The organism is Sporosarcina sp. CAU 1771, assembly GCF_054482775.1.
In genome coordinates, this window is record NZ_JBTLRN010000001.1 from 387,167 (window position 1) to 412,080 (window position 24,914).

General features: G+C 39.4%; 22 protein-coding genes. 20 read left to right on the forward strand and 2 right to left on the reverse strand.

Annotation, left to right across the window (positions count from 1 at the left end):
• The first annotated feature begins 42 nt into the window (after positions 1-42).
• From coaBC to spoVM, 11 genes are read left to right on the forward strand one after another with little or no spacing between them, the layout of a single operon-like run.
• On the forward strand, positions 43-1,257 hold the full coding sequence (coaBC, locus tag ACXYMX_RS01945) for a bifunctional phosphopantothenoylcysteine decarboxylase/phosphopantothenate--cysteine ligase CoaBC (protein WP_459042528.1): 1,215 nt from the start codon (positions 43-45) through the stop codon (positions 1,255-1,257).
• A complete protein-coding gene (gene priA / locus ACXYMX_RS01950; RefSeq protein WP_459042529.1) occupies positions 1,247-3,655 on the forward strand; it encodes a primosomal protein N' in 2,409 nt (802 codons plus the stop codon). The genes coaBC and priA overlap by 11 nt, the downstream gene beginning before the upstream one ends.
• 20 nt (positions 3,656-3,675) lie before the next feature.
• Entirely contained in the window at positions 3,676-4,170 is a 495-nt protein-coding gene (def, locus tag ACXYMX_RS01955; protein ID WP_459042530.1) for a peptide deformylase, read from the forward strand.
• Positions 4,167-5,108, forward strand: coding sequence for a methionyl-tRNA formyltransferase (gene fmt, locus ACXYMX_RS01960; RefSeq protein WP_459042531.1), 942 nt, complete (start codon positions 4,167-4,169; stop codon positions 5,106-5,108). Before def ends, fmt begins: the two co-directional genes overlap by 4 nt.
• Positions 5,105-6,454 (forward strand): 16S rRNA (cytosine(967)-C(5))-methyltransferase RsmB, encoded by a 1,350-nt coding sequence (gene rsmB / locus ACXYMX_RS01965; protein ID WP_459042532.1) that lies wholly within the window; start codon positions 5,105-5,107, stop codon positions 6,452-6,454. The genes fmt and rsmB overlap by 4 nt, the downstream gene beginning before the upstream one ends.
• Before the next feature lie 27 nt (positions 6,455-6,481).
• Positions 6,482-7,240 carry a Stp1/IreP family PP2C-type Ser/Thr phosphatase gene (locus ACXYMX_RS01970; protein WP_459042533.1) on the forward strand — a complete coding sequence of 253 codons (759 nt, stop codon included), beginning with the start codon at positions 6,482-6,484 and terminating at the stop codon, positions 7,238-7,240.
• Positions 7,237-9,231 carry a Stk1 family PASTA domain-containing Ser/Thr kinase gene (pknB, locus tag ACXYMX_RS01975; protein WP_459042534.1) on the forward strand — a complete coding sequence of 665 codons (1,995 nt, stop codon included), beginning with the start codon at positions 7,237-7,239 and terminating at the stop codon, positions 9,229-9,231. The genes ACXYMX_RS01970 and pknB overlap by 4 nt, the downstream gene beginning before the upstream one ends.
• Positions 9,232-9,244: 13 nt before the next feature.
• On the forward strand, positions 9,245-10,138 hold the full coding sequence (rsgA, locus tag ACXYMX_RS01980) for a ribosome small subunit-dependent GTPase A (protein ID WP_459042535.1): 894 nt from the start codon (positions 9,245-9,247) through the stop codon (positions 10,136-10,138).
• Complete coding sequence (rpe, locus tag ACXYMX_RS01985) at positions 10,131-10,799, forward strand: ribulose-phosphate 3-epimerase (RefSeq protein WP_459042536.1); 669 nt, start codon at positions 10,131-10,133, stop codon at positions 10,797-10,799. Before rsgA ends, rpe begins: the two co-directional genes overlap by 8 nt.
• Positions 10,796-11,449: a thiamine diphosphokinase gene (locus ACXYMX_RS01990; RefSeq protein ID WP_459042537.1), complete on the forward strand. Its 654-nt coding sequence runs from the start codon at positions 10,796-10,798 to the stop codon at positions 11,447-11,449. The genes rpe and ACXYMX_RS01990 overlap by 4 nt, the downstream gene beginning before the upstream one ends.
• On the forward strand, positions 11,419-11,601 hold the full coding sequence (gene spoVM, locus ACXYMX_RS01995; RefSeq protein ID WP_459042538.1) for a stage V sporulation protein SpoVM: 183 nt from the start codon (positions 11,419-11,421) through the stop codon (positions 11,599-11,601). The genes ACXYMX_RS01990 and spoVM overlap by 31 nt, the downstream gene beginning before the upstream one ends.
• A gap of 169 nt (positions 11,602-11,770) precedes the next feature.
• On the opposite strand, the gene rpmB is transcribed toward spoVM, so the two are convergent.
• Positions 11,771-11,959 (reverse strand): 50S ribosomal protein L28, encoded by a 189-nt coding sequence (rpmB, locus tag ACXYMX_RS02000; RefSeq protein ID WP_459042539.1) that lies wholly within the window; start codon positions 11,957-11,959, stop codon positions 11,771-11,773.
• A 228-nt stretch (positions 11,960-12,187) separates the two neighbouring features.
• Between rpmB and ACXYMX_RS02005 the strand changes: the two genes are divergently transcribed.
• From ACXYMX_RS02005 to recG, 5 genes are all read left to right on the forward strand, one after another.
• On the forward strand, positions 12,188-12,550 hold the full coding sequence (locus ACXYMX_RS02005) for an Asp23/Gls24 family envelope stress response protein (RefSeq protein WP_459042540.1): 363 nt from the start codon (positions 12,188-12,190) through the stop codon (positions 12,548-12,550).
• An 18-nt stretch (positions 12,551-12,568) separates the two neighbouring features.
• The gene (locus ACXYMX_RS02010; protein WP_459042541.1) at positions 12,569-14,224 is read left to right on the forward strand and encodes a DAK2 domain-containing protein; all 1,656 of its coding nucleotides are present in this window, start codon (positions 12,569-12,571) and stop codon (positions 14,222-14,224) included.
• A gap of 131 nt (positions 14,225-14,355) precedes the next feature.
• Entirely contained in the window at positions 14,356-15,018 is a 663-nt protein-coding gene (gene sdaAB, locus ACXYMX_RS02015) for an L-serine ammonia-lyase, iron-sulfur-dependent subunit beta (protein ID WP_459042542.1), read from the forward strand.
• Positions 15,019-15,031: 13 nt separating this feature from the next.
• The gene (sdaAA, locus tag ACXYMX_RS02020) at positions 15,032-15,940 is read left to right on the forward strand and encodes an L-serine ammonia-lyase, iron-sulfur-dependent, subunit alpha (RefSeq protein WP_459042543.1); all 909 of its coding nucleotides are present in this window, start codon (positions 15,032-15,034) and stop codon (positions 15,938-15,940) included.
• A complete protein-coding gene (gene recG, locus ACXYMX_RS02025) occupies positions 15,921-17,969 on the forward strand; it encodes an ATP-dependent DNA helicase RecG (RefSeq protein WP_459042544.1) in 2,049 nt (682 codons plus the stop codon). Before sdaAA ends, recG begins: the two co-directional genes overlap by 20 nt.
• Before the next feature lie 181 nt (positions 17,970-18,150).
• On the opposite strand, the gene ACXYMX_RS02030 is transcribed toward recG, so the two are convergent.
• Positions 18,151-19,332: an iron-containing alcohol dehydrogenase gene (locus ACXYMX_RS02030; protein WP_459042545.1), complete on the reverse strand. Its 1,182-nt coding sequence runs from the start codon at positions 19,330-19,332 to the stop codon at positions 18,151-18,153.
• 713 nt (positions 19,333-20,045) lie between these two features.
• Here ACXYMX_RS02030 and ACXYMX_RS02035 point away from each other — a divergent pair.
• From ACXYMX_RS02035 to ACXYMX_RS02050, 4 genes are all read left to right on the forward strand, one after another.
• Positions 20,046-21,674 carry an acyl-CoA synthetase gene (locus tag ACXYMX_RS02035; protein ID WP_459042546.1) on the forward strand — a complete coding sequence of 543 codons (1,629 nt, stop codon included), beginning with the start codon at positions 20,046-20,048 and terminating at the stop codon, positions 21,672-21,674.
• Positions 21,675-21,714: 40 nt separating this feature from the next.
• The gene (locus ACXYMX_RS02040) at positions 21,715-22,308 is read left to right on the forward strand and encodes a TetR/AcrR family transcriptional regulator (protein ID WP_459042547.1); all 594 of its coding nucleotides are present in this window, start codon (positions 21,715-21,717) and stop codon (positions 22,306-22,308) included.
• Positions 22,309-22,424: 116 nt separating this feature from the next.
• Positions 22,425-23,669 carry an ABC transporter substrate-binding protein gene (locus tag ACXYMX_RS02045; RefSeq protein WP_459042548.1) on the forward strand — a complete coding sequence of 415 codons (1,245 nt, stop codon included), beginning with the start codon at positions 22,425-22,427 and terminating at the stop codon, positions 23,667-23,669.
• Positions 23,670-23,867: 198 nt separating this feature from the next.
• Positions 23,868-24,605, forward strand: coding sequence for an SDR family oxidoreductase (locus ACXYMX_RS02050; protein ID WP_459042549.1), 738 nt, complete (start codon positions 23,868-23,870; stop codon positions 24,603-24,605).
• Positions 24,606-24,914: the final 309 nt, after the last annotated feature.

Consider the following 24,914-nt stretch of genomic DNA (forward strand, 5'->3'; position numbering starts at 1 on the left):
GTTTTTCTTTGGGAGTTTGTCATTTTAGAAAGGAAGAAAATCATGCTTATAAATAAAAAAATTCTTATTTGTGTATCAGGAGGAATAGCGGTTTATAAGGCAGTAGCTCTCGTTAGTAAATTGACACAAGCAGGTGCTGAAGTGAAAGTTGTTATGACAGATTCAGCAATGGAATTTGTCACACCGCTTACATTTCAAGCAATGTCGCGTAACGATGTGTTTCATGATACGTTCGATGAAAAAGATTCACGTGTAATTGCACATATCGATTTGGCAGATTGGGCAGATTTAGTTATTGTCGCACCAGCTACTGCAAATGTTATCGGCAAAATTGCCAATGGAATTGGCGACGATATGGTGACAACAATTCTACTAGCAACGTCAGCTGAAGTATGGGTGGCACCGGCTATGAACGTACATATGTATGAAAACCAAGCTGTAATACGAAATATTGCTCGATTAAACGAAGATGGGTACAAATTTATAGAACCATCAGAAGGGTTTTTGGCATGTGGATATGTTGGAAAAGGAAGACTTGAGGAACCTGAAAAAATTGCTGAACTTATATCGAAGAAGTTTGCTGTAAAAAACTTACCTCTTTCAGGGAAAAAAGTGGTTGTTACTGCTGGACCTACGCGAGAAAGAATCGATCCAGTCCGATATGTCTCCAATTTTTCATCAGGGAAAATGGGCTACGCCATGGCTGAGGCGGCGGCTGCGCTTGGTGCGGATACTGTACTAATTTCAGGTCCAGTCGGCTTAGCTAAACCTATGGGAATTAAAGTGATTGACGTAGAAAGCGCGGCAGAAATGTTTGAAGCTGTAAGCAATGAATACAAAGATGCTTCGATTGTTATTAAAGCAGCTGCAGTAGCGGATTATCGACCAAAAGAAATTAATTCGCAAAAAATCAAGAAAATGGTTGGGGATTCAGTTATTGAACTTGAGCGGACAACAGACATATTGAAAACACTTGGTGAGAACAAGTCAAAGCAGGTACTTGTAGGTTTTGCAGCTGAAACTGAAAAAGCAGTTGAATATGGAATGGACAAACTGTCAAGAAAAAATCTTGATTTTATTATTATAAATGATGTAACAGATCCGGATGCTGGATTTGGGCGTGACACGAATGTTGTTACACTTATGTCGAAAAATGGTTTGAATAAGACCTACCCAGTTATGGCGAAACGGGAGCTCGCAACTGTGTTACTCAAAGCAATTATTGAAGAAGAAATGGAATCTATTCATGATCGCTGAAGTGATTGTTGATGTAGCGGCTTATCCAATTGATAGGCCTTTTGATTACGTTGTACCCCAATCAATGGTTTCCATAATTGAAGCGGGAATTCGAGTGAAAGTTCCATTTGGACCAAGAAAAGTACTTGGTTATGTAACTAAACTAAAGAATGAAAGCGAACTTGATATAAAGAAACTAAAGCCAATTGATGAATTAATCGATCTTGAGCCCGTCCTTTCGAGGGAACTGCTTGAACTTGCCAGTTGGTTATCCGTTCAAACCTTATCTTATGAAATCGATGCACTGCAAGTCATGTTGCCAGCAGCTATGCGCGCGAAATACGAGAAGTTTATCGTGGTAGATGACTCAAAACAGATTGGAGATGAAGACTTTCTCCATTTTTTAGCTGGACGAAAACGTGTGCCTATGAAAGAAGCCGAACAATTAGGGATATTGAACCTATTAAAAAGGCAGGTCGAGCAAGGAAACGTCCTAGTGGATACAACGGTAGGTCAACAAACAGCCGTGAAAAAAGAACGTATGATTCGTATTGGGGAATCTGAACTACTTCAAGGAATTTTAGAAGGACTTCATCCGAATGCAGTGAAACAAGCAGAGCTTATTAAAACGATGCTTGTACAGGCGGGAAAAACCGTTCGAGCAAAGGATCTTCTTGAACGAGCAGGCATTCAACCATCTGTATTGAAAGCAGCTTTAGAACGTGGCGTGGGGATTGAAGAGTATGCTGAAGTATATCGTGAACCCGAAGCGTCCGGCATGAAAGATACGGCAATACCAGATCAGTTAACAGATGAACAAGAAGTAGCGTTAGCTAAAGTTTCAACATCTTTAGCTAGTGGCGTGGCTGAAACATTTCTTCTCCATGGGGTGACAGGAAGCGGGAAAACTGAAATTTATTTACGGGCGATTAAAGAAGTTTTGGAAAAAGGGCAAGAAGCAATCGTCTTAGTTCCCGAAATTTCTTTAACACCGCAAATGACCAGCCGATTCAAAGCAAGATTTGGTCCTCTTGTTGCAGTCATGCATAGTGCTCTATCCGCTGGAGAAAAATACGACGAGTGGCGGAAAATTCAACGTGGTGAAGTGAAAGTTGTAGTAGGTGCACGATCTGCGATTTTTGCTCCATTTGAAAACGTTGGAATAATTATTCTTGATGAAGAACATGAATCTTCATACAAACAAGAAGATACCCCTCGTTACCATGCTCGAGACGTTGCGATCAAACGTGCTGAGCATTACGGGTGTCCAGTTATTTTAGGAAGTGCAACACCCTCTCTTGAATCGTATGCACGTGCATCTAAGGGTGTATATACACTACTCACATTGATGAAGCGTGCCAGAAATCAAGAGCTTCCGGAAGTGAACGTTGTTGATATGAGAGAAGAACTACGGTCGGGAAATCGCTCCATGTTTTCGATTCCCTTGGCTGAAGCAGTTCGCAAAAGATTGGAAGCCACAGAGCAAATTGTATTGTTTTTAAATAGACGTGGATTTTCCTCGTTTGTACTTTGTCGAGATTGCGGCACGGTTGTGGAATGTCCGAACTGTGATATCTCACTTACATACCACCGAGCAAACGAAAAGTTGCAATGTCATTATTGCGGGCACAATCAAAATGTTCCACTCGAGTGTCCGGAATGTGAAAGTGAACATATTCGTTTTTTTGGAACAGGTACACAAAAGGTAGAAGAAGAAATTGCAAAGTTATTTCCTACAGCGCGTGTGCTTCGAATGGATGTAGATACGACTCGAAAAAAAGGTTCGCATGAACGACTCCTTCGTCAGTTCAGTGAAGGGAAAGCAGATATATTGTTAGGAACACAAATGATCGCCAAAGGGTTGGATTTCCCCAATATTACGCTTGTCGGCGTGCTAGCTGCAGATACCACATTGCATTTATCGGATTTCCGCGCAGCCGAAAAAACATTTCAATTAATGACACAGGTGAGCGGTCGAGCAGGTAGACATGAGTTACCTGGGGAAGTATTCATACAAACCTATACGCCTGAACATTACGCAATTGAGTTAGCAAAAGACCAGCACTATGAACCGTTTTATAATCTTGAAATGTCGGCAAGACGCCAATTTGGTTATCCACCGTTCTATTTTGTGACAGTCGTGCAATTCACCCATGAAGATTTACTGAAGGTTGCAGACTTTGCTGAAAAAGGTGCCCGTTATTTAAAAGATAATTTGTCGGGAGAAACGATAATTATTGGTCCGACTGCAGCTGCGATAAGTCGCGTGAACAATAGATATCGCTATCAATGTCTGTTAAAATACAAAAAAGAGCCTAAGCTAACTGAAACGTTGCAACAGCTCATAAAAATATATCGTACAAAATGGATAAAATCCGGATTGACAATGACAGTAGATGTAGAACCTACATCTATATGAAAGAGAAATGAGGAATTAAGTTGGCAATATTAGAAATAGTGAAGCATCCTTCACCAATACTTGAATTAGAATGTAAAGAAGTTGTGAAGTTCGATAAAGAACTCTCAAAGCTTCTTGATGATATGCACGAAACGATGATAGCAGCAGATGGTGTAGGTTTAGCTGCACCGCAAATTGGAAAAGCGATTCAAGTAGCGATTGTCGATTTTGATGAAGGTCAAGACGTAATTGAGATGATAAATCCGGTTGTTACCGCTATTGGTGGAGAAGAAATAGAAATTGAAGGGTGTCTAAGTTTTCCGGGACTTTACGGAGAAGTAGAACGTCCTTTTTATGTGAAAATTGAAGCACAAGAACGCACTGGCGCTCTCTATGAATTAGAAGCGGAAGGGTACGAAGCACGAGCTATTCTTCATGAAATAGATCATTTACATGGTATTTTATTTGAATCGAAAATAATCCGGGTTGTTGATTTGGAAGAATTGGAAGCACTAGAGGAAGGTGAAGAGCAGTGAAGTCAATAGTATTTATGGGGACACCTGAATTTTCAGTTCCTATCCTATCGATGCTTCATGAAGAAGGGTACAACATTCTTGCTGTTGTAACCCAACCTGACCGACCTGTTGGGAGAAAGCGTGTACTGACGCCACCACCAGTCAAGGCGGAAGCACTCCGACTTGGACTGCCGATTATTCAACCTGAGAAATTAATAGGTTCATCAGAACTTGATGAAATCATAGCGTTACAACCAAATTTAATTGTTACAGCGGCATTTGGCCAAATATTACCGAAAGAACTTCTTGAAGCACCGAAACTAGGTTGCATAAATGTTCATGCATCGTTATTGCCAAAATACCGTGGGGGTGCTCCGATTCATCAATCAATTATAGATGGGGAGACTGAAACAGGCGTAACCATCATGTACATGGTGGAACGACTTGATGCAGGTGATATTATTTCACAAGTAACGGTCCCAATATCGGATACAGAAGATACAGGAAATTTATTTAACAAACTTTCAGAAGCTGGAATGACACTATTGAAAGAGACGTTGCCAGCAATCTTTGAAGGTACGAACAAACGAATACCGCAAGATGAGTCTCTTGTAACGTTTGCGAGAAATATTTCTAGAGAGCAAGAACGAATTGATTGGACAAAAGGTGGAAAAGCCATCTATGACCAAATCCGTGGGCTCCATCCATGGCCAGTTGCATATACAGTCTTTCAAGAAGAGAACGTAAAGATCTGGTGGGGAGAGAAAGTTCAAACTTCCAAAAATGCAGAACCAGGAACGATTCTACAGATTGAATCAGATCGTATTGTCGTCAAAACAGGTGATGATATTGGCTTAGCGATAACAGATTTGCAGCCATCGGGTAGAAAGCGTATGCCAGCAGACGTATTTATAAGAGGCACTGGAGCCCAGTGGAGTGAAGGGGATCGATTTGAATGAAAAGACCACAAAAGAAGATTTGGAATGGCAATGTACGTGACGCTGCTCTTTCAATCTTGATGGAAATAAATAATAACCAAGCATACAGTAATTTATTGCTACATCGTACAATCGAGAAATACGGCATAGAAGCAAAAGATCGAGGACTTCTAACAGAGTTAACCTACGGGACACTCCAACATCGAATGGCACTTGATTATTACTTGGAGCCATTTGTACGTGGAAAACTGGATGGTTGGGTACGTGAATTGCTAAGGTTATCTTTGTACCAAATTGTCTACTTAACAAAAATACCTCCTCATGCTGTTGTTCATGAAGCCGTTGAAATTGCAAAAAGAAGAGGTCACAAGCGAATTGCACCTACAGTTAATGGAATACTTCGATCGGTTCTTCGAAAAGGAGTTCGTTCTATTGAGGAAATTGAAGGCAGCATGGAGCGTCTCGCGATTGAAACGAGTCATCCAGAATGGCTGATTGAAAGATGGATTAAATTATACGGTGAAGATGAAGCAACGGTTATGGCGCATGAAAATAACAATCCGCCATTAATGACGTTACGAGTGAACCAAACGAAAACAACGATTGATAAAGCGATACAATCTCTGGAGTCTGAGGAAATCGAAGTTACCAGAGGAGAAGTAATTGAGGAATGTATTGTTGCAGGTAGAGGGAATCCCTCAAATACAGCCGCTTTCAAACAAGGACTTATCACGATACAAGATGAAAGTTCGATGTTGCCTGTTACGGCACTAGATGTAAAACCAGGTATGAGAGTGCTTGATATGTGCGCTGCACCTGGAGGGAAAACTACCCACATCGCTGAAAAGATGAACGATGAGGGTGAAGTTATGGCGCATGATATTCATGAACATAAACTAAAGCTCATTGAAGCAAATGCTGCAAGGCTTGGACTTTCATCAATTACAGCTAAAAGTGGAGATAGCCGTAACCTAGTTGAATTATACGGCAAGGCTTCCTTCGACCGTATTCTGGTGGATGCACCTTGTAGCGGTCTTGGGGTTATCCGAAGAAAACCAGAAATCAAATATGTGAAAACAGAAGCAGATTTTGATGGACTCGTGAAAATTCAAAATGAACTTCTCGATGTTGCTAAGGAACTCATCAAACCGGATGGTATTATTGTCTATAGTACATGCACCGTAGAATATGCTGAAAATCAAGGCGTTGTGAAAAGTTTTCTTGAACGTCATACGGATATAGAAACAATTTCAATACCTCATCTAGCAGGTAAGGAAAAATTGCACGTCGAAGACAATATGTTACAAGTGCTACCTCAACATTTTGGCAGTGATGGCTTTTTTGTAACTGCATTTCAAAAGAAATGATGTCGAACGGAAACGGGAGGATCTAACATGCGATTCGAAGTTCTATCTGATATTGGTAAAAAAAGAACTGTCAATGAGGACAGTGCAGCTGTTTATACACGACCTGAAGGTACAATTCTGGCTATCGTTGCAGATGGTATGGGTGGGCATCAAGGTGGAGGATATGCAAGCTCAACGGCGATTAAAAGCATAGGTGAGCAATTTATGGAACTTGATACTTCTGAAATTATTGATAAAGAAGATTTAGAAGAATGGTTGAAAGAGGCAATTTATAAAGTGAATCGCGTGCTTTATGAACGTGCAAATAATGACGAAACGCTAAAGGGCATGGGGACTACTTTAGAGGCTGTACTTATAAATGAACAAGACTGTTTAATTTTGCATGTAGGTGATAGCCGTGTCTATTCGATGAATACGGATGGAATTCGTCAAATTACAAAGGATCATTCTTATGTAAACGCACTTCTCGATAGTGGAGAAATTACAGAAGAAGAGGCTGCGAATCATCCTCAAAGAAATTGGATTATGAAAGCAGTTGGTTCAGAAAGACATGTTGATTTGGACTTGCATTCCCTAAAGTTAGATGACGAAACTTTTTTACTTATCTGTACAGATGGATTAAGTAATAAAGTAGATAAGACATCAATGTATGAAATTGTCTTATCTGAAACTTCGTTACTTGAGAAAGTAACGGCTTTGGTTGACCTGGCGAATAAAATGGGCGGCGAAGATAATATTTCGGTAATCCTACTTGGTCCCGACGAAGTGGTGGTGAATACTCCATGATCGGACGAAGAATTGGCGGACGCTACGAAATAATAAAATACATCGGCGGTGGCGGGATGTCAAAAGTCTTCCTAGCACACGATGTAATCTTAGACCGTGACGTCGCTATCAAGATATTAAATTATGACTTCTCAAATGAAGAAGAACTTAAACGAAGGTTTATGCGTGAGGCGCTTTCTGCTACAAGCTTAACGCACCCTCACATCGTTGACATCTTTGATGTAGGAGAAGAAGATGAGCTTCATTATTTGGTAATGGAGTACGTTGAAGGGCAAACTTTAAAAGAGTATATCCAAACAAATGGACCCCTTCGACCTGATCAAGCAGTGCCAATTATGCGTCAACTCGTATCGGCAATTTCAAATGCGCATTACAATGGAATTATTCATAGGGATATTAAACCGCAGAATATATTGATGGATGTTGACGGTAATTTGAAAATCACAGACTTTGGTATTGCTATGGCACTAAGCGCAACTTCGCATACAAAAACCAATTCTGTTTTAGGTACCGTTCATTATTTATCACCTGAGCAGGCACGTGGCGGAATGGCGACAATGAAGTCCGACATTTATTCATTGGGCATTGTTTTTTACGAGCTTCTCACTGGTGAGCTTCCATTTTCAGGAGAGTCTGCAGTTTCCATTGCATTAAAACATTTGCAGGAAGAAACACCCTCAGTTCGAGCGTTGTTCCCATCAATTCCGCAAAGTGTTGAAAATATTATATTGAAGGCTACAACAAAAGATTCAGGGAATAGATATCGTACTGCTGATGAAATGCAAGAGGATCTCACAACTGTTTTATTACCAGAAAGAGTGAATGAGAGTAAATTTAGTATTCCCTTTGATGATGACAAAACAGTCGCAATCCCAGCAATCATAGATTCAAATCGGTTTGAGAATGTTGCGGACACAAAGAAAATAGAACCTTTAGCCACACCTTCTCCAGAGGCAGTTGTCGATGTGCCGAAAAAGAAAAAGAAGTGGCCAATTGTGGTTTCGATAATATCGGGGATTCTGTTACTTAGTTTAATACTCCTCATGTTGCCATCAATTCTCGGACCGAAAAAAGTTGACGTGCCAGATGTTATCGACATGGAGCAAGCAAAAGCGGCGGAACTCCTCGAAGAAGAGGGTTTTATTGTGGATGAAATTATTGAACAATCCTCTGATGAGTTTGAAGCAGGTCGTGTGATTCGGACTGACCCAGAAGTTGGAAGAACTCGCGATTATGGTTCTTTAATCAAGTTATTTGTAAGTATTGGAAAAGAGACAGTTGAGATGGAAAGTTATCTTGGCGAAAATTTCGCACAAGTTGCTAGTCTTCTGGCTAACTATGGGTACAATTCTATTGCGTCACCTGAAGAAATATTTTCTGATAAACCTAAAGGAACAATCGTTTCTCAAAGTCCAGAAGCGGGAACAACAATCATACCTTCGGAAACAGATTTAGTGTTTCAAGTGAGTAAAGGTCCAGATACACTAACACTTATAGACCTTCAAGGATACACTAAGAAACAATGGGAGAAATATGCAAAAGACATCGGTTTAAAAATATCTGTTTTAAAAGAAGAATATTCTTCGGATTTTCCAAAAGGTGAAGTTATTTCGCAACAACCACAAGCTAATTCTGAAGTTGTAAAAGGGGATAGTGTAACACTTGTGGTATCCCGAGGTCCTGAAAAGAAAGCATCCAAACATTTGTATCAAACCGTAACGATTGAGTATGTTCCAGAACCTATAGATCCCAATAATGTAGATGAGAACGGTGAAGTTATTGAGCCAGAAAACACTCCTCAAAATATACGCATCTATTTGAAAGATAAAACACATACGATGGATGATTTGTTTGATGAGTTTATGATTACAGAAACGGTAACAAGAAGCCTTACGATTGAACTTGAAGAAGGTCAGAGTGGCGGATATCGAATTATGCGTGATGCGATGCAAATTGCGGAAGAGTCATTTGACTATAAAGACATAGAATAGAAAGAGGGATTGAATGGCTGAAGGACAAATTAGAAAAGCGATTAGTGGATTTTATTATGTCGAGGATAATGGGGAGATTATAAGATGTAAAGGGCGGGGTGTGTTTAGAAATCGGGGCATCCACCCACTTGTTGGTGATTTTGTAACGTACGAAACTGATGGTGAAAATGATGGGACGATAACTGTTGTTCATGAACGTAAAAATGAATTAGTTCGTCCACCTATTTCAAATGTCGATCAAGCATTGCTTGTATTCTCGGTAGTTGAGCCAGACTTCAGTCATCATTTATTGGATCGCTTTTTAGTTGTTGTTGAATCATTTAGCGTAGAGCCTGTCATTTGTCTAACTAAAAATGATTTAGCAAATGAAACTGAACTTAAACGTGTAAAAGAATTCGCGCATTATTATGAGAAGATTGGCTATAAGGTGATTCAAACGTTTATTGATGATGAGAAGTTGCTTGATTTACTGGGGCCAATAATGAAGGGTAAAACTACTGTGCTTGCAGGTCAATCGGGCGTTGGCAAATCGACTCTTTTAAACACAATAGTACCTTCGCTTGAATTAAAAACTGCGGAAATATCCTCAGCACTTGGGCGTGGAAAACATACAACACGTCATGTTGAATTACTCGAAATAGCAGGTGGTCTCGTTGCAGATACTCCTGGTTTTAGCTCTCTAGAATTTGAACATATTGATAAAGAGGAACTATCGACTTATTTTGTTGAGATGAATGAAATGGCATCAGCTTGTAAATTTCGTGAATGCCTTCATTTGAAAGAACCAAAGTGTGCGATTAAAGATAATGTTGAAACGGGTGAAATAATGCGTCACCGTTATGATAATTATTTGTATTTTTTGCAGGAAATAATTGAACGAAAGCCGAGGTATGAAAAACATGATTAAAATTGCACCTTCCATATTAGCAGCAGATTTTTCAAAGCTTGCTGAAGAGGTAAAAGAAGTCGAGGCAGCTGGGGCTGAACTTATCCATATTGACGTGATGGATGGCCATTTTGTTCCCAATATAACAATGGGGGCAATTGTGGTTGAAGCACTAAGGCCTGTGACAAAATTACCATTGGACGTTCATTTAATGATTGAAAATCCAGATATTCATATCGAGCAATTTGCAAAAGCGGGTGCTGATTACATTACTGTTCACGTTGAGGCGTGTGTTCATTTACACCGTACACTTCAATTTATTAAGTCATTCGGTGTAAAGTCCGGTGTTGTTCTTAACCCACATACGCCTGTAGAAACGATTTTACACGTTCTTGATGAAATTGATCTTGTTTTATTTATGACCGTTAATCCTGGTTTTGGAGGACAGAAATTTATTCCTTCTGTTATTCCGAAAATTAAACAATTATCGGATATTATTCAAGAGCGTGGCTTAGCGATTGAAATTGAGATTGATGGCGGTATAAACGAGGAAACGATTGTACCGTGTGTAGAAGCAGGTGCAACGATATTTGTAGCAGGATCGGCAATATACAATGAGAAGGATCGTGCAAGTGCCTTGCAACGCATAAAAGTAGCTGGGGAAAGTGCGCTAAAAAAATGAGGTGTGTCGTAATCTGTGCGGGAGGCCCGGAAACGGAAATAGCTGATCTGACAGCATATCGAAATGCAGATGCGATATTCATCGGCGCAGATCGAGGTGCCTTTCATTTATTGCAAAGAGGAATTGAACCTCACGAAGCGGTTGGTGATTTCGATTCCGTCTCGGAAATTGAATATCAAGAAATTATTGATTCGATCCCTATTGTTGATCAGTTTCAAGCTGAGAAGAACGAGACAGATACCGAGCTTGCTGTTGAACGAGCCATATTGTACAATCCAGAAAAAGTGATTTTGACAGGTCTTACGGGAGGTAGGTTGGACCATACTGAGTCTGCCCTTCATTTACTCTATCGCTTCCAAGTAAAGTATCCACATATTTTATTCTCAATTTGTAATCCATTAAATGAGCTAAGAATATTGAGTCCAGGTGTATATAAATTATCGAAAGATAAACAACTTCAATTTGTCTCCTTTTTTTCGTTTGGAGATAAAGTGAGCGGCCTTACACTTAGAGGTTTTAAGTATGAAGTTACCGATGAACTGCTTGAAACTGGGACTACAAGATTTACAAGCAACGAACTTGCTGAAGGTGTCTGTACTATCTCTTTCCATGAAGGCATATGCTTAATGGTAAGGAGTTCAGATGCGTGAAGGGAGTGGAGAAGTTGCGCGTTTATACATTTACAATGCCAAAATTCCTGAGTGGCTTTGTTCGGAAGTGCATGCATGTATTTCAGAAAGACGAACAACCGAAGAAAAATACGAAAGCTAAGAAAAGGAAAAGAGAAAAAACGCCGAGCTGAACTATTTCAGCTCGGCGTTTCATCTAATTCTGACTCCGACGTATTCACTGAAAGTCGCGGTTATAGTCGGTCAGCTTTCAGATCATTGCGAAAAAGAGAAAATCCCCAGAAGTCAAAAATGACTTCCGGGGATTTTCTCTTTTCTTTCGCAAGCTATCAGTTCGCTTGCTTATACTCTTTGTAGGTTACCTTTTTTAAGGGCTCTTGCAGAGACCCAGACTCTTTTAGGTTTACCATCAATAAGAATACGGACTTTTTGAAGGTTCGCTCCCCATGTACGTCTACTCGAGTTCAACGCGTGTGAACGAGTATTTCCTGTACGTGCTTTACGACCAGTAATAACACATGCTTTAGCCATTTTAGTACCTCCTAGCGAATGAAAAATAAGCAATTCACTTTTTTTGTTCTCATACCTTATTAATGTATCATATGGACAAGGCTGTTGCAACCTTTTTTTGAAGGTCTTTCAAGTGAAAGTCCTTTACAGTTAATTCTGTGTAGTTTTGAGAATGAATTGCTTTCTTTTATTATTATAACGAGTATAGTACAATAGAGGCAAGGTACTAGGATATGGGGGGACGCGTTTATGTCAATCGAAGTAATGAATGAATTTGGTAAAATCGATATTAAAAATGATGTAATTTCCCAAGTAGTTGGTGAGGCTGCAATTGAGTGTTATGGAATTGTTGGTATGGCCTCTAGACATCAAATCCGCGATGGACTTACTGATATTCTCGGAAAAGAAAATTATTCACGTGGTGTAATCGTCAGAAACATTGGGGAAGAAACTCATATTGATATGTATGTCATTATTGGATATGGAACAAAAATTTCTGAAGTTGCCTACCAAGTGCAATCAAAAGTGAAATATACTTTATCGAAAACAATCGGAATGAATGTGAAATCAGTTAACATATTTGTCCAAGGTGTCCGAGTGACAAACCTGTAGAAGGAGGAAACAAAAGTAATGAAGTCTATTGATGGTTTGAAATTTGCAGAGATGATTAAGTTGGGTGCTCATCATCTTTATCAGAATGCCGACTATGTCGATTCTTTAAACGTATTCCCAGTTCCTGATGGAGATACGGGAACGAATATGAATTTATCTATGACTTCGGGCGCGAAGGAAATTGAGGCGCATGCCGAAGAGCATATTGGAAGAACTGCCCAAGCTCTTTCCAAAGGGTTGCTTATGGGCGCTCGTGGAAATTCAGGCGTAATTCTATCGCAATTATTCCGTGGATTCGGAAAAGCAATTGAAGATGCATCATCAGTGGACGGTAAGACTTTCGCTGCTGCACTTAAATATGGTGTGGAAACTGCATACAAAGCAGTTATGAAGCCTGTAGAAGGTACAATATTGACAGTGGCAAAAGATGCTGCAAATGTTGGCGTTGAAAAGGCCGCAACTACAGATGATTTTATTGAAGTAATGGAAGCAATTGTTGAAGAATCGAAAGCATCTCTCGAACGTACACCTGATTTATTAGCCGTACTAAAAGAAGTTGGCGTTGTTGATAGCGGGGGGCAAGGTCTTGTTTATGTATATGAAGGATTCTTGGCGTGTTTAAAAGGCGAAGAACTTCCTGAAAGAACAGATATTCATTCGATGGATGATCTTGTCAATGCAGAACATCACCGCAGTCTCCAAGGATTTATGAACACCGAGGATATCATTTATGGGTATTGTACGGAGTTCATGGTTAAATTTGAGGATGACAAAACTAAAACCAATCCTTATGACGAGTCTAATTTCAGACAGGAATTAAGTGCATTCGGAGATTCACTTCTCGTAATTTCGGACGAAGAAGTTGCAAAAGTACATATCCATTCTGAGGAACCAGGAGACGTTCTTACATATAGTAAAAAGTACGGCTCACTTATTAATATTAAAATTGAAAATATGCGTCAACAACATCTTGATATTGTTGGAGCAAATCATGCTGTCAAAGTTAAGCAGGAAATTCATCCTTATGCGATTGTCACTGTGGCAATGGGAACTGGGATAGCTGAATTATTGAAGAGTGTTGGTGCATCGGCGGTTATTGAAGGCGGACAAACAATGAACCCTTCAACTGAAGATATTGTAAAAGCGATTCAAGAAGTTGGAGCTGAACGAGTCTTAATTTTGCCAAACAACAAAAATATTATTATGGCTGCGGAACAGGCAGCTGAAGTGATTGGCATCGAAGCGGCAGTTGTTCCGACACGCACGGTTCCTGAAGGACTTGCAGCAATCCTTGCATTTAACCCTGAAGCGGAAGTGAATGTGAATGCTGAGGCAATGAAGGAAGCTGCATCTTTTGTGAAAACCGGACAGGTCACCTATGCGGTTCGAGATACTTCGATTGATGGGATTGAGATTAAGAAAGATGATTTCATGGGTATTTCCGAAGGGAAAATCGTTACCTCTGCAAGTTCACTTGAAGAAGTAATGAAAACCACTTTAGCGGCCATTATTGATGATGAGGCTGAAATTGTTACGATTTTGTACGGAGAAGACGTCTCATCTGAAGAAGCTGCACGTTTTGAAGTTTATATTGAAGAGAATTTCGATCATGTTGAAGTTGAATTGTATAACGGTAAGCAACCATTGTATCCATATATTATTTCAGTTGAATAAAAAAGAGAAGCAGTGTGGATACGAAATTCACGCTGCTTCTCTTTGTCATTTGATCGAATTGTGATAACTTTGTGTGCATCTGGATTTTCATGTAAAATATAGAAGCATGACTTGATAAGGGGGTACTAACAATGAAATTTAGATCGGTATTCGATATAATTGGCCCTGTTATGATTGGTCCTTCGTCATCACACACAGCAGGTGCAGCTCGGATTGGACTTGTTGCCCGAAACTTATTTGGAAAACAACCTGATTGGGCTCGTGTTCATTTGTATGGATCATTTGCAGAAACGTACAAAGGGCACGGTACTGACGTGGCAATCATTGGTGGATTGCTTGGATATGACACGTTTGACGAACGAATAAAAACTGCTTTCACTGATGCGAAGGAAGTTGGTCTGACGTATGAATTCATTCCGGAAGAAGAAGAGGCCGAACATCCAAATACAGCTCGAATTGTAATTGGCGATGACGATAGAGAAATGGAGCTAACTGGTATATCCATCGGTGGCGGTAAGATGGAAGTCGTGGAACTAAATGGATTTCCACTTCGACTTTCAGGCCATTACCCCGCACTACTTGTCGTTCATAATGACCGTGCAGGTCTAATTGCAAGCGTTTCCAACCTTCTAGCAAAAAGAGATATTAATATTGCGCATATGGAAGTAGGGCGTAAAGAAAAAGGGAAGATGGCTCTCATGGTTATTGAAGTAGATCAGCTAATTGAAGATGTACTATTAGAAGAATTAAAGGCATTACCACATATTACACAAGTCTCAACAGTAGCTGATTAAGGAGGAGAAACGATTGAAGATTTTATTTGGTACGGTGAAAGAACTAGTTGCTCTTGCTGAATCTCAAAATAAACCGATTTCAGAAATAATGATTGAACAAGAAGTTCTCGTTTCAAGACGTTCTCGGGAAGATATTATTGCACAAATGGATACGAATTTAACAGTTATGGAAGAAGCCGTAGAACGAGGACTAAAAGGTGTACAATCTACTTCGGGTTTGACAGGTGGAGATGCGGTTTTACTCCAAAAGTATATGGAGTCTGGGAAGTCACTTTCGGGTGATTTGTTATTAGATGCAGTTAGTAAAGCAGTAGCAACGAATGAAGTAAATGCCGCAATGGGGACGATTTGTGCAACACCAACTGCAGGGGCTGCAGGAATTGTACCAGGCACACTATTTGCAGTGAAAAATAAGTTGAATCCTACGCGAGAGCAAATGATTAATTTTTTATTTACTAGCGGCGCATTTGGTTTTGTTGTAGCAAACAATGCATCGATTTCAGGTGCGGCTGGAGGATGTCAAGCTGAAACTGGTTCAGCGGGATCAATGGCTGCAGCTGCAATCGTCGAAATGGCAGGAGGAACGCCTCAGCAAAGTGCGGAAGCTTTTTCAATTGTGATGAAAAATATGTTAGGACTCGTTTGTGATCCAGTTGCCGGTCTCGTAGAAGTCCCATGCGTCAAACGAAATGCAATGGGTGCTGCGAAAGCTGTTGTAGGTGCAGACATGGCGCTTGCGGGAGTTGTAAGCCGAATTCCGACAGATGAAGTTATTGAAGCGATGTATAAAATAGGTCTATCAATGCCTTCTGCTTTACGGGAAACTGCAAAAGGTGGATTAGCTGCCACGCCAACAGGAAAAGCATTAGAGGCGAAAATATTCGGTGGAGTGGCTGTTGGTAATGAAACCCTCAATTCATGATTCTGTTACGTCGCTGAAGGGGATTGGTAAAGCGACTGGTGAACAACTTGAAACATTAGGTATTGCAACGATAGAAGACCTCGTCATGACGTTCCCGTTTCGTCACGAGGATTACAGATTAAAAGATTTGACGGAAACACCACATAATGAGCGGGTAACGATTGAAGGAAGGGTCGAAAGTGAGCCTTCCGTTCTTTATTTAGGAAAGAATCGCTCACGATTACAAGTTCGACTGCTTGCTGGAATACATCTTGTTAAAGCTGTATTTTTCAACCAACACTATTTAAAAGATCGCTTATCACCCGGAATGATTGTTACCGTTACCGGAAAGTGGGATCGTGGAAGGCAATTAATTAACGTAAGTAACTTTAGGGATGGACCTAAAACTGATCAAGCGGACTTTGAACCTGTATATAGTTTAAAAGGCGTAATGCATCAAAAAACATTCCGTAAAATTATGCGAAATGCCTTGGATTATGATGTGGGAGGATATGAGGAATCGCTTCCATTGGAATTCAGGGAAACCTACCGACTACCTCCCCTTACTCAAGCGCTAGAAATGGTTCATTTCCCAAAAAGTCCGGACGATGTAAAACATGCGAGAAGGCGCTTTGTCTATGAAGAGTTGTTACTGTTTCAACTTAAAATACAAGGTATGAAAAAAATTCGGAAAGAGACCGAAGTGGGGACGGTTATTGACTATGATCTTGTTAAAGTGAAGGAACTAATTGCTTCCTTACCTTTTGAATTAACAGGCGCTCAAAAGCGTGTAGTCAATGAACTATGTGCAGAGTTAAAAAGTTCAGTTCGAATGAATCGCCTCCTTCAAGGGGATGTTGGTTCTGGGAAGACAGTTGTAGCAGCCATTGCTTTATATGCAGTGATAACAGCGGGTTTTCAAGGTGCGCTCATGGCACCGACTGAAATCCTTGCAGAACAGCATGCTTCTTCATTCGCTGAATGGCTCGAGCCATTAGGGGTGCGTGTAGCTTTTCTTTCTGGATCTACAAAAGGGAAAGCTAGAAAACTTCTCCTTGAGAAGTTAGAGATAGGAGAAATCGATTTACTTATAGGAACGCATGCTTTAATTCAACCGGATGTTATTTTTCATAATCCTGGACTTGTTATTACGGATGAACAACATCGGTTTGGTGTTGAACAACGACGTATTTTAAAGGATAAAGGCCTGAATCCAAATGTATTATTCATGACTGCTACACCTATTCCCCGAACGTTAGCAATAACAGTTTTTGGTGAAATGGATGTGTCTTTACTAGATGAATTACCGGCTGGACGAAAGGAAGTTGAAACGCATTGGCTAAAAGAGGATGCACTGCTTCCAATATTAAGGAGAATGGAAAAAGAATTGACTGCCGGTCGACAAGCGTATGTCATTTGTCCACTTATTGAAGAATCGGACAAGATTGATGTACAAAATGCTGTTGATGTGCACAGTCAACTAACGATGCACTTTCAAGGACGCTTTAAAGTTGGGCTCATGCATGGACGTCTGCATTCTGATGAAAAAGATGCCATCATGAGAGAATTCAGTACAGGACAAATTGACGTACTTGTATCGACAACTGTTGTCGAGGTAGGTGTGAACGTACCAAATGCAACGTTTATGCTGATTTATGATGCAGGTCGGTTTGGTCTTTCTCAGCTCCACCAACTAAGGGGAAGGGTTGGTAGGGGGGCAGAACAATCCTACTGTATCCTTCTAGCTGATCCTAAAACAGAAGAGGGAAAAGAACGAATGTTAACGATGACAGAAACGAATGATGGATTTATTCTTGCGGAAAAAGACCTTGAATTACGCGGCGCAGGTGACTTTTTTGGAACGAAGCAAAGTGGATTGCCCGAGTTTAAAATGGCGGACCTTGTTCATGATTACCGAGCGCTTGATACGGCGAGGCAAGATGCGGAAAAATTGCTTCTTTCCGATTATTTTTGGAAGGATACGGAGTATGCAGTGCTGAGGAAAGAGCTTATGGAATCGGGTGCACTTGGCAATGAACGAATAGATTAGAAAAACGCTAGCGAAATTATGTTTAGTTCAAATTCAAATTTGCAAAGTAAATACGAAAATCACCAAATAGAAAAAGGGTCTTCCTTCTTGTCTGAAAGCTTTTTACACTTTCTTAAACAGACATTTTGAGAAGTAACCCTTTTTTTGAAACTCTATTTGGATAAAGACTTTACAAGTTGGTTCACCAAGCTGCTTCCATTAACTTTGTAATCTCTGCTTTAAGATCTGGTGTATCAAGAACAAATGAATTTTTTTCTCCTTGAATATCTTTAAGGATATTTTCGATTACTTGAGGAAGGCTTTCTTTTGTCACGTTAAAATCTCTCAGTCGGTGAGGGATACCCAACTCTTTAATCAAGTTTCCGATAAGAGTTGCAGCCATTTCTGCATTTTTCGTTACGTCACTGTTCCTATCAGCCAAGCCCAATGCTTCAGGTATCTGGGCTTGTTCATTTTGGGTTCGTTTTAATAGGAACCTCATCACATGGGGAAGCATAATAGCCGAAGTCATTCCATGCGGTATATCGTATTTTGCACCTAATTGATGTCCGATGCTATGAGACAAACCTAATTTAATATTGACGACCGAAAATAACGATAGCCATGCGCCAACTTGACATTCAAGTCTATACTCCAGATTTTCTGGGTTTTTCTTGGAGAGAGGTAAATAGGAATGTAATTTTTTTAATGCGTGTAATGCCAGTGCGGTATTAACTGGATTAGGAAGCGGAGCATAAAGCGTCTCCACAGCATGATCCACAGCGCGAATACCTGTAGATATCCATAGCCAGTCAGGCGTATCTTTTGTAAAGAATGGGTCTAGAAAAACCTGTTTAGGCGTCATATTTATGTGAGAGAATTTATATTTCAAGTGGTCTTTTCCATTCGTAACCCCAGCTATACTTGTAAATTCGGACGCAGACAATGTAGTGGGGATTGCAAAGTGAGGTAGATAGGTTTCCATCAGCACTTTCTTTTCCTGAATGTTCACCGAATAAAGAAAAAGCTCTTCCTCTGATTGAACGCCCTCGGCTAAAACAAAAGAAAGAATCTTTGCAGCATCAATCGGACTCCCACCTCCACAACTAACGATCAGATCAGGATTAAAATCCCTTATTTCCTTCAAATCTTTCATTAGAATATCACTAGGTACATGCTGTTTTAAAATCGTTACATACATAGAGAATTGATTTACTTGAAAAGATTCAATCATAGTTTCATATGCACGGGACTTTAACATGCTATTTGTCGTGACAATTAAAATCCTCTTACCACTTATCTTATTTATCTCATCAATTAAGTGTTGGGATACAACTCTTTCCCCGTAATGAATACGTTCAACAGGTAGATATTGATAAATCATACTTTATGCCACCTCTACTGTATTTTCACATCGTATATTTAAAAGAAAGATAAGTTCGGATATTTGAAATAGGGATGTGTTTGAATTTTATTATAGCAGACGATACCTACTTATCAATGCTTTCTAAAAGATAGTTGAGACGTTTAACTTCCTAGAAGAGCTAGTGGTGTGAGAGTTTTTCTCTGCGTTAGCAATGCAGCTCTGGATTCTCTGATTACATAAAGTAGAAATCTTTAACATGAATATGAGCACATTCGAATGCAGGAACGTGTCTATAATTGTATCTTCATTTATATTAATTGTAATATGGCACCAATTATGACTCTTTGGAAAACATACTTGACATTCAAAAAATAAACGGATAGAATAAAATTCATTAAATGTTCTGATAAATGGAAAGTAAAGGAAGTGGGATTAACTAAAAACAGGTAGAAATCAAGGGAGTTCTTGAGTAGTCGGTAATGGAATGATTAAGGCAATTTATTTGATACTATTAGTAAATTTAGAGGTATGAGATACCGTGTTGAAAACGTGTAGCGTTGATTTCACATCGCGTTTGGCTACGATTATATTAGCAAATAATAAAGTATTTATGAATGCGCTTTCAATAATTAAGGAAATTCCCTTTCTTTAAGAGGTAATTGGATGGCATATGAATTCGAGCATGCATTACTTTTTCTTGACTGTAAAAAAAATTCATACGAGGTGAGAAAATGAATTATCAAAAATTACAAGATTCTTTTTCCTGGGAAGATGTTATAGATCGGTTTGATTGGAATGTGCATGAAAAATTTAATTTTGCTCATGAATGTTGTGACCGTTGGGCTGAAGATTCACATCGTGTGGCTATTTATTGGGAAGACGAAGTTGGTAAAAAACAAACTTGGACTTATGTGGAATTGAAGAATCAATCCAATCGAATGGCCAATGCACTTCGGTCAATGGGAGTGAAAAAAGGCGACCGGGTTGCTGGGCTCCTAGGTAAGGATATGGAACTAATTATTACGGTAATTGCAACATTTAAATTAGGCGCAATCTATGTACCGTTATTTACTGCATTTGGACCTGAAGCAATCTTGCATCGTTTGAATGATGCTAGTTGTAAAGTTTTGATTACAAACAAGGAACAAGCTAAAAAGTTAGAAGGTCTGAAAGTTTCAAGCACCGTCATTTTAACTGATGAAGAATCTAGTGATGGAACGTCGTTTGAAGAGTTTGTTCAGTCATTCCCTGCAACATTTGAGACCGAACCGACAAAGTTTATGGATCCGTGTGTTCTTCAATATACTTCCGGCTCAACGGGTAAACCAAAAGGGGCGACATGGTCGCATAAATTGCTTATTAGTATGGATCCATATATTACACAGGCCATGGGAATAGAGGAAGACGATATATTCTTTGGTGGTGCAGATATGGGTTGGGCATATGGGCTCATTAATTGTACGCTAGCTCCATTGAGTTATGGAGTTCCTATCGTTGTTTATAAAGGATCTTTTAAAGTGGAAAAGGTTTATCAACTACTGGAAGACTATAAAATCAGTAATATGGCATATGCGCCGACGGCTTATAGAATGATGGCAAAATCCGGTCCGGAACTGATAAAGCAATACTCCATTCAAGTCAAAAAGTTCAGTAGTGCCGGAGAGCCTTTAAATGCGGAAGTTGTTCATTTTTTCAAGAAGAATTTTGGAAGAGAAGTCTATGACCACTACGGTTCAACAGAGACGGGAATGATAGTAAACAACTACAATTCAACGGACATGATTGTGAAGTCTGGCTCAATGGGACTTCCTTCCCCAGGATTTACAGTTGAATTACTAGACGTTGCTGGAAATCCTGTTGACAAAGGTGAAATCGGAGAAATAGCGACAGATTCAACTGCCTTTTCATTCTATTTTCTTGGGTATTGGATGGATTCAGAAAAAACTAAAGAAAAGTATAAAGGGAAATGGTTTTTAACTGGAGATCTTGCCAGTATGGATGAAGATGGATACTTTTGGTTCGAAGGTCGTTCGGATGACATTATATCAAGTGCCGGCTATCGAATAGGGCCGTTTGAAGTTGAGAGTTGCCTTTTGGAACATCCAGCTGTGGCAGAGGTAGCGGTAGTAGGAAAACCAGATCAACTCAAAGGAGAAATTGTCAAAGCATTTGTAGTACTTACTCCTTCAAGCAAACCTTTAGAAAGTCTGGAAGAAGAGTTAAGTGTGTTTGTGAAAAACAAATTATCTAAACATCAATATCCAAGAGAAATTGAGTTTATAGACAGTCTACCGAAGACCCAAAGCGGCAAAATACAAAGATATATTTTAAAACAAAGTATGCAAACTTCAAAAAATTGATTGGTCTCAGTACAACTTATTTGAAAGGATGTGAAAACACATGACCTTACGCGCGAAAAAAACTGCTAGGAAAAAAGAAGAAATTTTACGTTCAGCCTTAAGTATTTTATATGAAAAGGGTTACCATGGCACAACGCTTGAAGAAATAGCTGCAAATCTCTTGATGACAAAAGGTTCCATATACTATTACTTTAAAGATAAACAAGAATTGCTCTATCACTGTCAATTAATGATATTAGAACAAAGCATTGAAAATATCAAAGAAGTTTGCAGTCGAGAGCTATCAGTAACTGACAAATTAAGAGAATCGATGATTATTCATGTGAAATATGCAATTAGTGAAAAGAATGGATTCGAAATGATGGCTATTCCCGAACAGTTCTTTCAAGGTTCTCAGTTAGAAAAGATATTGCTCTTGAGGGATGACTATAGCAGTCGTTTTGATCAGTTAATAATTCAGGGCGTTGAGGAAGGTGTTTTTAATTCAATTGATTTAAAGGTAGTTAGGAACATAATTTTAGGAGCAATGCACTGGGTCACACATTGGTATTCTCCCGATGGAGAGAAAAGTGGATCGGAGATAGCTGAAAGTGTAGCTGACTATTTGTTACGTATTTTTATTAAGAATAAATAAATTTTACTCTGCAGGAAATGGACAGGCAGACAAGTCCATTTAAGATATTTCTTAGCAGTATGGGTCAATCTTACAAAGTAAAGAAAACAGGAAAAAAAATTAGGGGGAAGAAAATATTGAAAAAAATTAATCTGTTTTTTGTAGCACTAATTGTATTGATTCTGGCAGCATGTAGTGGTGAAGGTGGTACAAAAGAGAAAGAAATTGATCAAGATTCACTAGATTATGTACAAGGTGTAACAGATACGGAGATTAAAGTCGGTCTCACTGGGCCCCAAACAGGACCGGTTGCAGAATATGACAAGGCTCGAAAAGGAGTTCAAGCCTATTTTAACTATGTGAATGAAAACGGTGGAGTACAAGGGAGACAGCTAAAGTTAATTCCTTACGACGATCAGTATCAACCTGCTAAGACAGTTCAAGGAATGCAAAGATTAATTGAGGAGGATGAGGTATTCGGAATTGTTTATCCGATTGGAACGGCTAACATTAGTGCCTCATTTGATTTATTGAAAAAATCGAAAATCCCAGTAGTAGGTTTAGGAACAGGAGGAAGTAAATTTATTGATCCACCCGTTCACAACATTTTTGGAATCCAGTATAATTATGCAAATGAAGCGAAAGTATTTATTGACTATATCGTAAATCAATTAGGGGCAAAAAACATAGCAATTGCTTATCAAAATGATGACTTTGGCAAGGAATCTTTCAGTGGTGCTAAAAGTGTTATTGAACAAATGGATGGAATAACTATTGCGAAAGAGGTTACGTTCCTCGCGACCGATAAGGATTTTAGTACCCAGGTTCAACACCTTTCCGAAGCAAATGCGGATGCGATACTTGTTTTAGCAACACCAGGTCCATCTGCCGCATTGCGACGTGGAATGCATAACATTGATGAAATGGATACTCCTTTCCTAGTGGGAATCACTGCCGGTCAGGACAAAAACCAATTTAATCTTGCTGGTGAAGAGGCTTGGGAAGGCGTCATTACTGCTGTTCCTATGGCGGATTATGAGAAGACGGAATACCCGGACATTGATAAGTATATCGACCAAATTACTAAAGATTATTCTGCGGAGGATTTGGGAGGACTAACATCAATTGGTTGGGGAGCTGCACAAGTTTTTGTAGAGGGGCTAGAAAGGGTCGAAGGTGAATTGACATGGGAAAGCTATATCCAGGCGCTTGATACGTTAGACGATTGGAAGGGTTCTATTTTCGATGCAGTGACTTATTCAGCTAAAAATCGCTATGGAAATACTACTTTACGTATGGTAGAGGCCAAAGATGGCGATTTAGTTCCAATTGGTGGTCCAACATATTACAATCCGGAAACGGGTGAAATTTCTACTAAGTAACTAAGCTGTTCCTAATGTACTCAGTTTAATAACGAACACTATAGGACGTACCGGAAGGGTAGCTATGCCTTTGGTCTAATCAGATGAATGCATCTGTCCCGAATTAAACGAGTTGCTGAAAACAATAGTTACTAAAAGTATGAAATTAAACGCTTAATAAATTCCAAGTACCTAGTATATTAGTGGGGGGGGAAACGAGTGAATATTTTAATTACTGGTGGAACTAAAGGCATTGGAAAAGCGACAGCATTGAGATTTTCATCTCCTGGAGCTAACTTGTTCTTAAACTATTATCATGATGATGAGGCTGCCGAAAAAACTAAAAATGAAGTATTTGAAAAAGGTGGTACACCACATTTATTAAAATATAATGTCGGAGATTATAATGAAGTAAGTAAGATGGGGGAAGTTATTAAACAAGAAGTCGATTCCATCGATTTAATTGTTCATTGTGCAACAGGGATTGCTAGAGGAGATGCATTAGAAATTCAACCTCAAGAATGGAGACAAGCGGTTGAAGTAAGCAGTCTTTCTTTAATAGATGTTGTACGCGAATGTCGACCGCTTCTTAAACATGGATCAAGTATAATTGCGTTATCAAGCCGAGGAGCAACTCATGTTATTAACAAATATGCTGCACTTGGGACGACGAAAGCCTTTACGGAATCCATTGTACGCTATTTAGCGGTTGAATTAGCGCCATTTGGAATTAGAGCGAACATTGTTTCACCTGGTGCAATAGACACCGAGGCATTTCGCGCAATGTTTCTTGAATCCGCTGATGCCCGTTTAGAAGCAGCTGCACGAGCAAATCCAAGTGGAAGAAATATAACATTTGATGACATTACAGAAACGATTGCTTTTCTTGCGCGTCCAGAGAGCCAAATGATACAAGGGCAGATTATCGACGTTGATGGAGGACTATCTATGAAGTAGTGGCGATAACGGATAGTGGTAAATTAAATGCATCTAACATGCGGCGCTTTTGTAAATAAGTGAAAAACTATTCTGCCTAAGATTGCATTGGCGCAGAATAGTTTTTTTATTGGTAGGTCTATTTGATTTCGCTGTACCAATGCTCTTAGCAATGGCCTAATAACTATCCTTCCTGTTATGTAACGTTCAAAACCAAAAATATATCATCTACTAAATAAGTAGACATAGAAACGCCTTGTGAGTTTTAGTTTGATATCTAAGTTTTACGTGTAGTTTATTTCTGGGTTTTACACCTATTTTATTCATGAG

Coding starts and splice junctions, on each gene's coding strand:
- coaBC (WP_459042528.1), top strand. CDS start 43: ATGCTTATAAATAAAAAAATTCTTATTTGTGTATCAGGAGGAATAGCG.
- priA (WP_459042529.1), top strand. CDS start 1,247: ATGATCGCTGAAGTGATTGTTGATGTAGCGGCTTATCCAATTGATAGG.
- rsmB (WP_459042532.1), top strand. CDS start 5,105: ATGAAAAGACCACAAAAGAAGATTTGGAATGGCAATGTACGTGACGCT.
- ACXYMX_RS01970 (WP_459042533.1), top strand. CDS start 6,482: ATGCGATTCGAAGTTCTATCTGATATTGGTAAAAAAAGAACTGTCAAT.
- pknB (WP_459042534.1), top strand. CDS start 7,237: ATGATCGGACGAAGAATTGGCGGACGCTACGAAATAATAAAATACATC.
- rsgA (WP_459042535.1), top strand. CDS start 9,245: ATGGCTGAAGGACAAATTAGAAAAGCGATTAGTGGATTTTATTATGTC.
- rpe (WP_459042536.1), top strand. CDS start 10,131: ATGATTAAAATTGCACCTTCCATATTAGCAGCAGATTTTTCAAAGCTT.
- ACXYMX_RS01990 (WP_459042537.1), top strand. CDS start 10,796: ATGAGGTGTGTCGTAATCTGTGCGGGAGGCCCGGAAACGGAAATAGCT.
- spoVM (WP_459042538.1), top strand. CDS start 11,419: ATGCTTAATGGTAAGGAGTTCAGATGCGTGAAGGGAGTGGAGAAGTTG.
- rpmB (WP_459042539.1), bottom strand. CDS start 11,959: ATGGCTAAAGCATGTGTTATTACTGGTCGTAAAGCACGTACAGGAAAT.
- ACXYMX_RS02005 (WP_459042540.1), top strand. CDS start 12,188: ATGTCAATCGAAGTAATGAATGAATTTGGTAAAATCGATATTAAAAAT.
- ACXYMX_RS02010 (WP_459042541.1), top strand. CDS start 12,569: ATGAAGTCTATTGATGGTTTGAAATTTGCAGAGATGATTAAGTTGGGT.
- sdaAB (WP_459042542.1), top strand. CDS start 14,356: ATGAAATTTAGATCGGTATTCGATATAATTGGCCCTGTTATGATTGGT.
- recG (WP_459042544.1), top strand. CDS start 15,921: ATGAAACCCTCAATTCATGATTCTGTTACGTCGCTGAAGGGGATTGGT.
- ACXYMX_RS02030 (WP_459042545.1), bottom strand. CDS start 19,332: ATGATTTATCAATATCTACCTGTTGAACGTATTCATTACGGGGAAAGA.
- ACXYMX_RS02035 (WP_459042546.1), top strand. CDS start 20,046: ATGAATTATCAAAAATTACAAGATTCTTTTTCCTGGGAAGATGTTATA.
- ACXYMX_RS02040 (WP_459042547.1), top strand. CDS start 21,715: ATGACCTTACGCGCGAAAAAAACTGCTAGGAAAAAAGAAGAAATTTTA.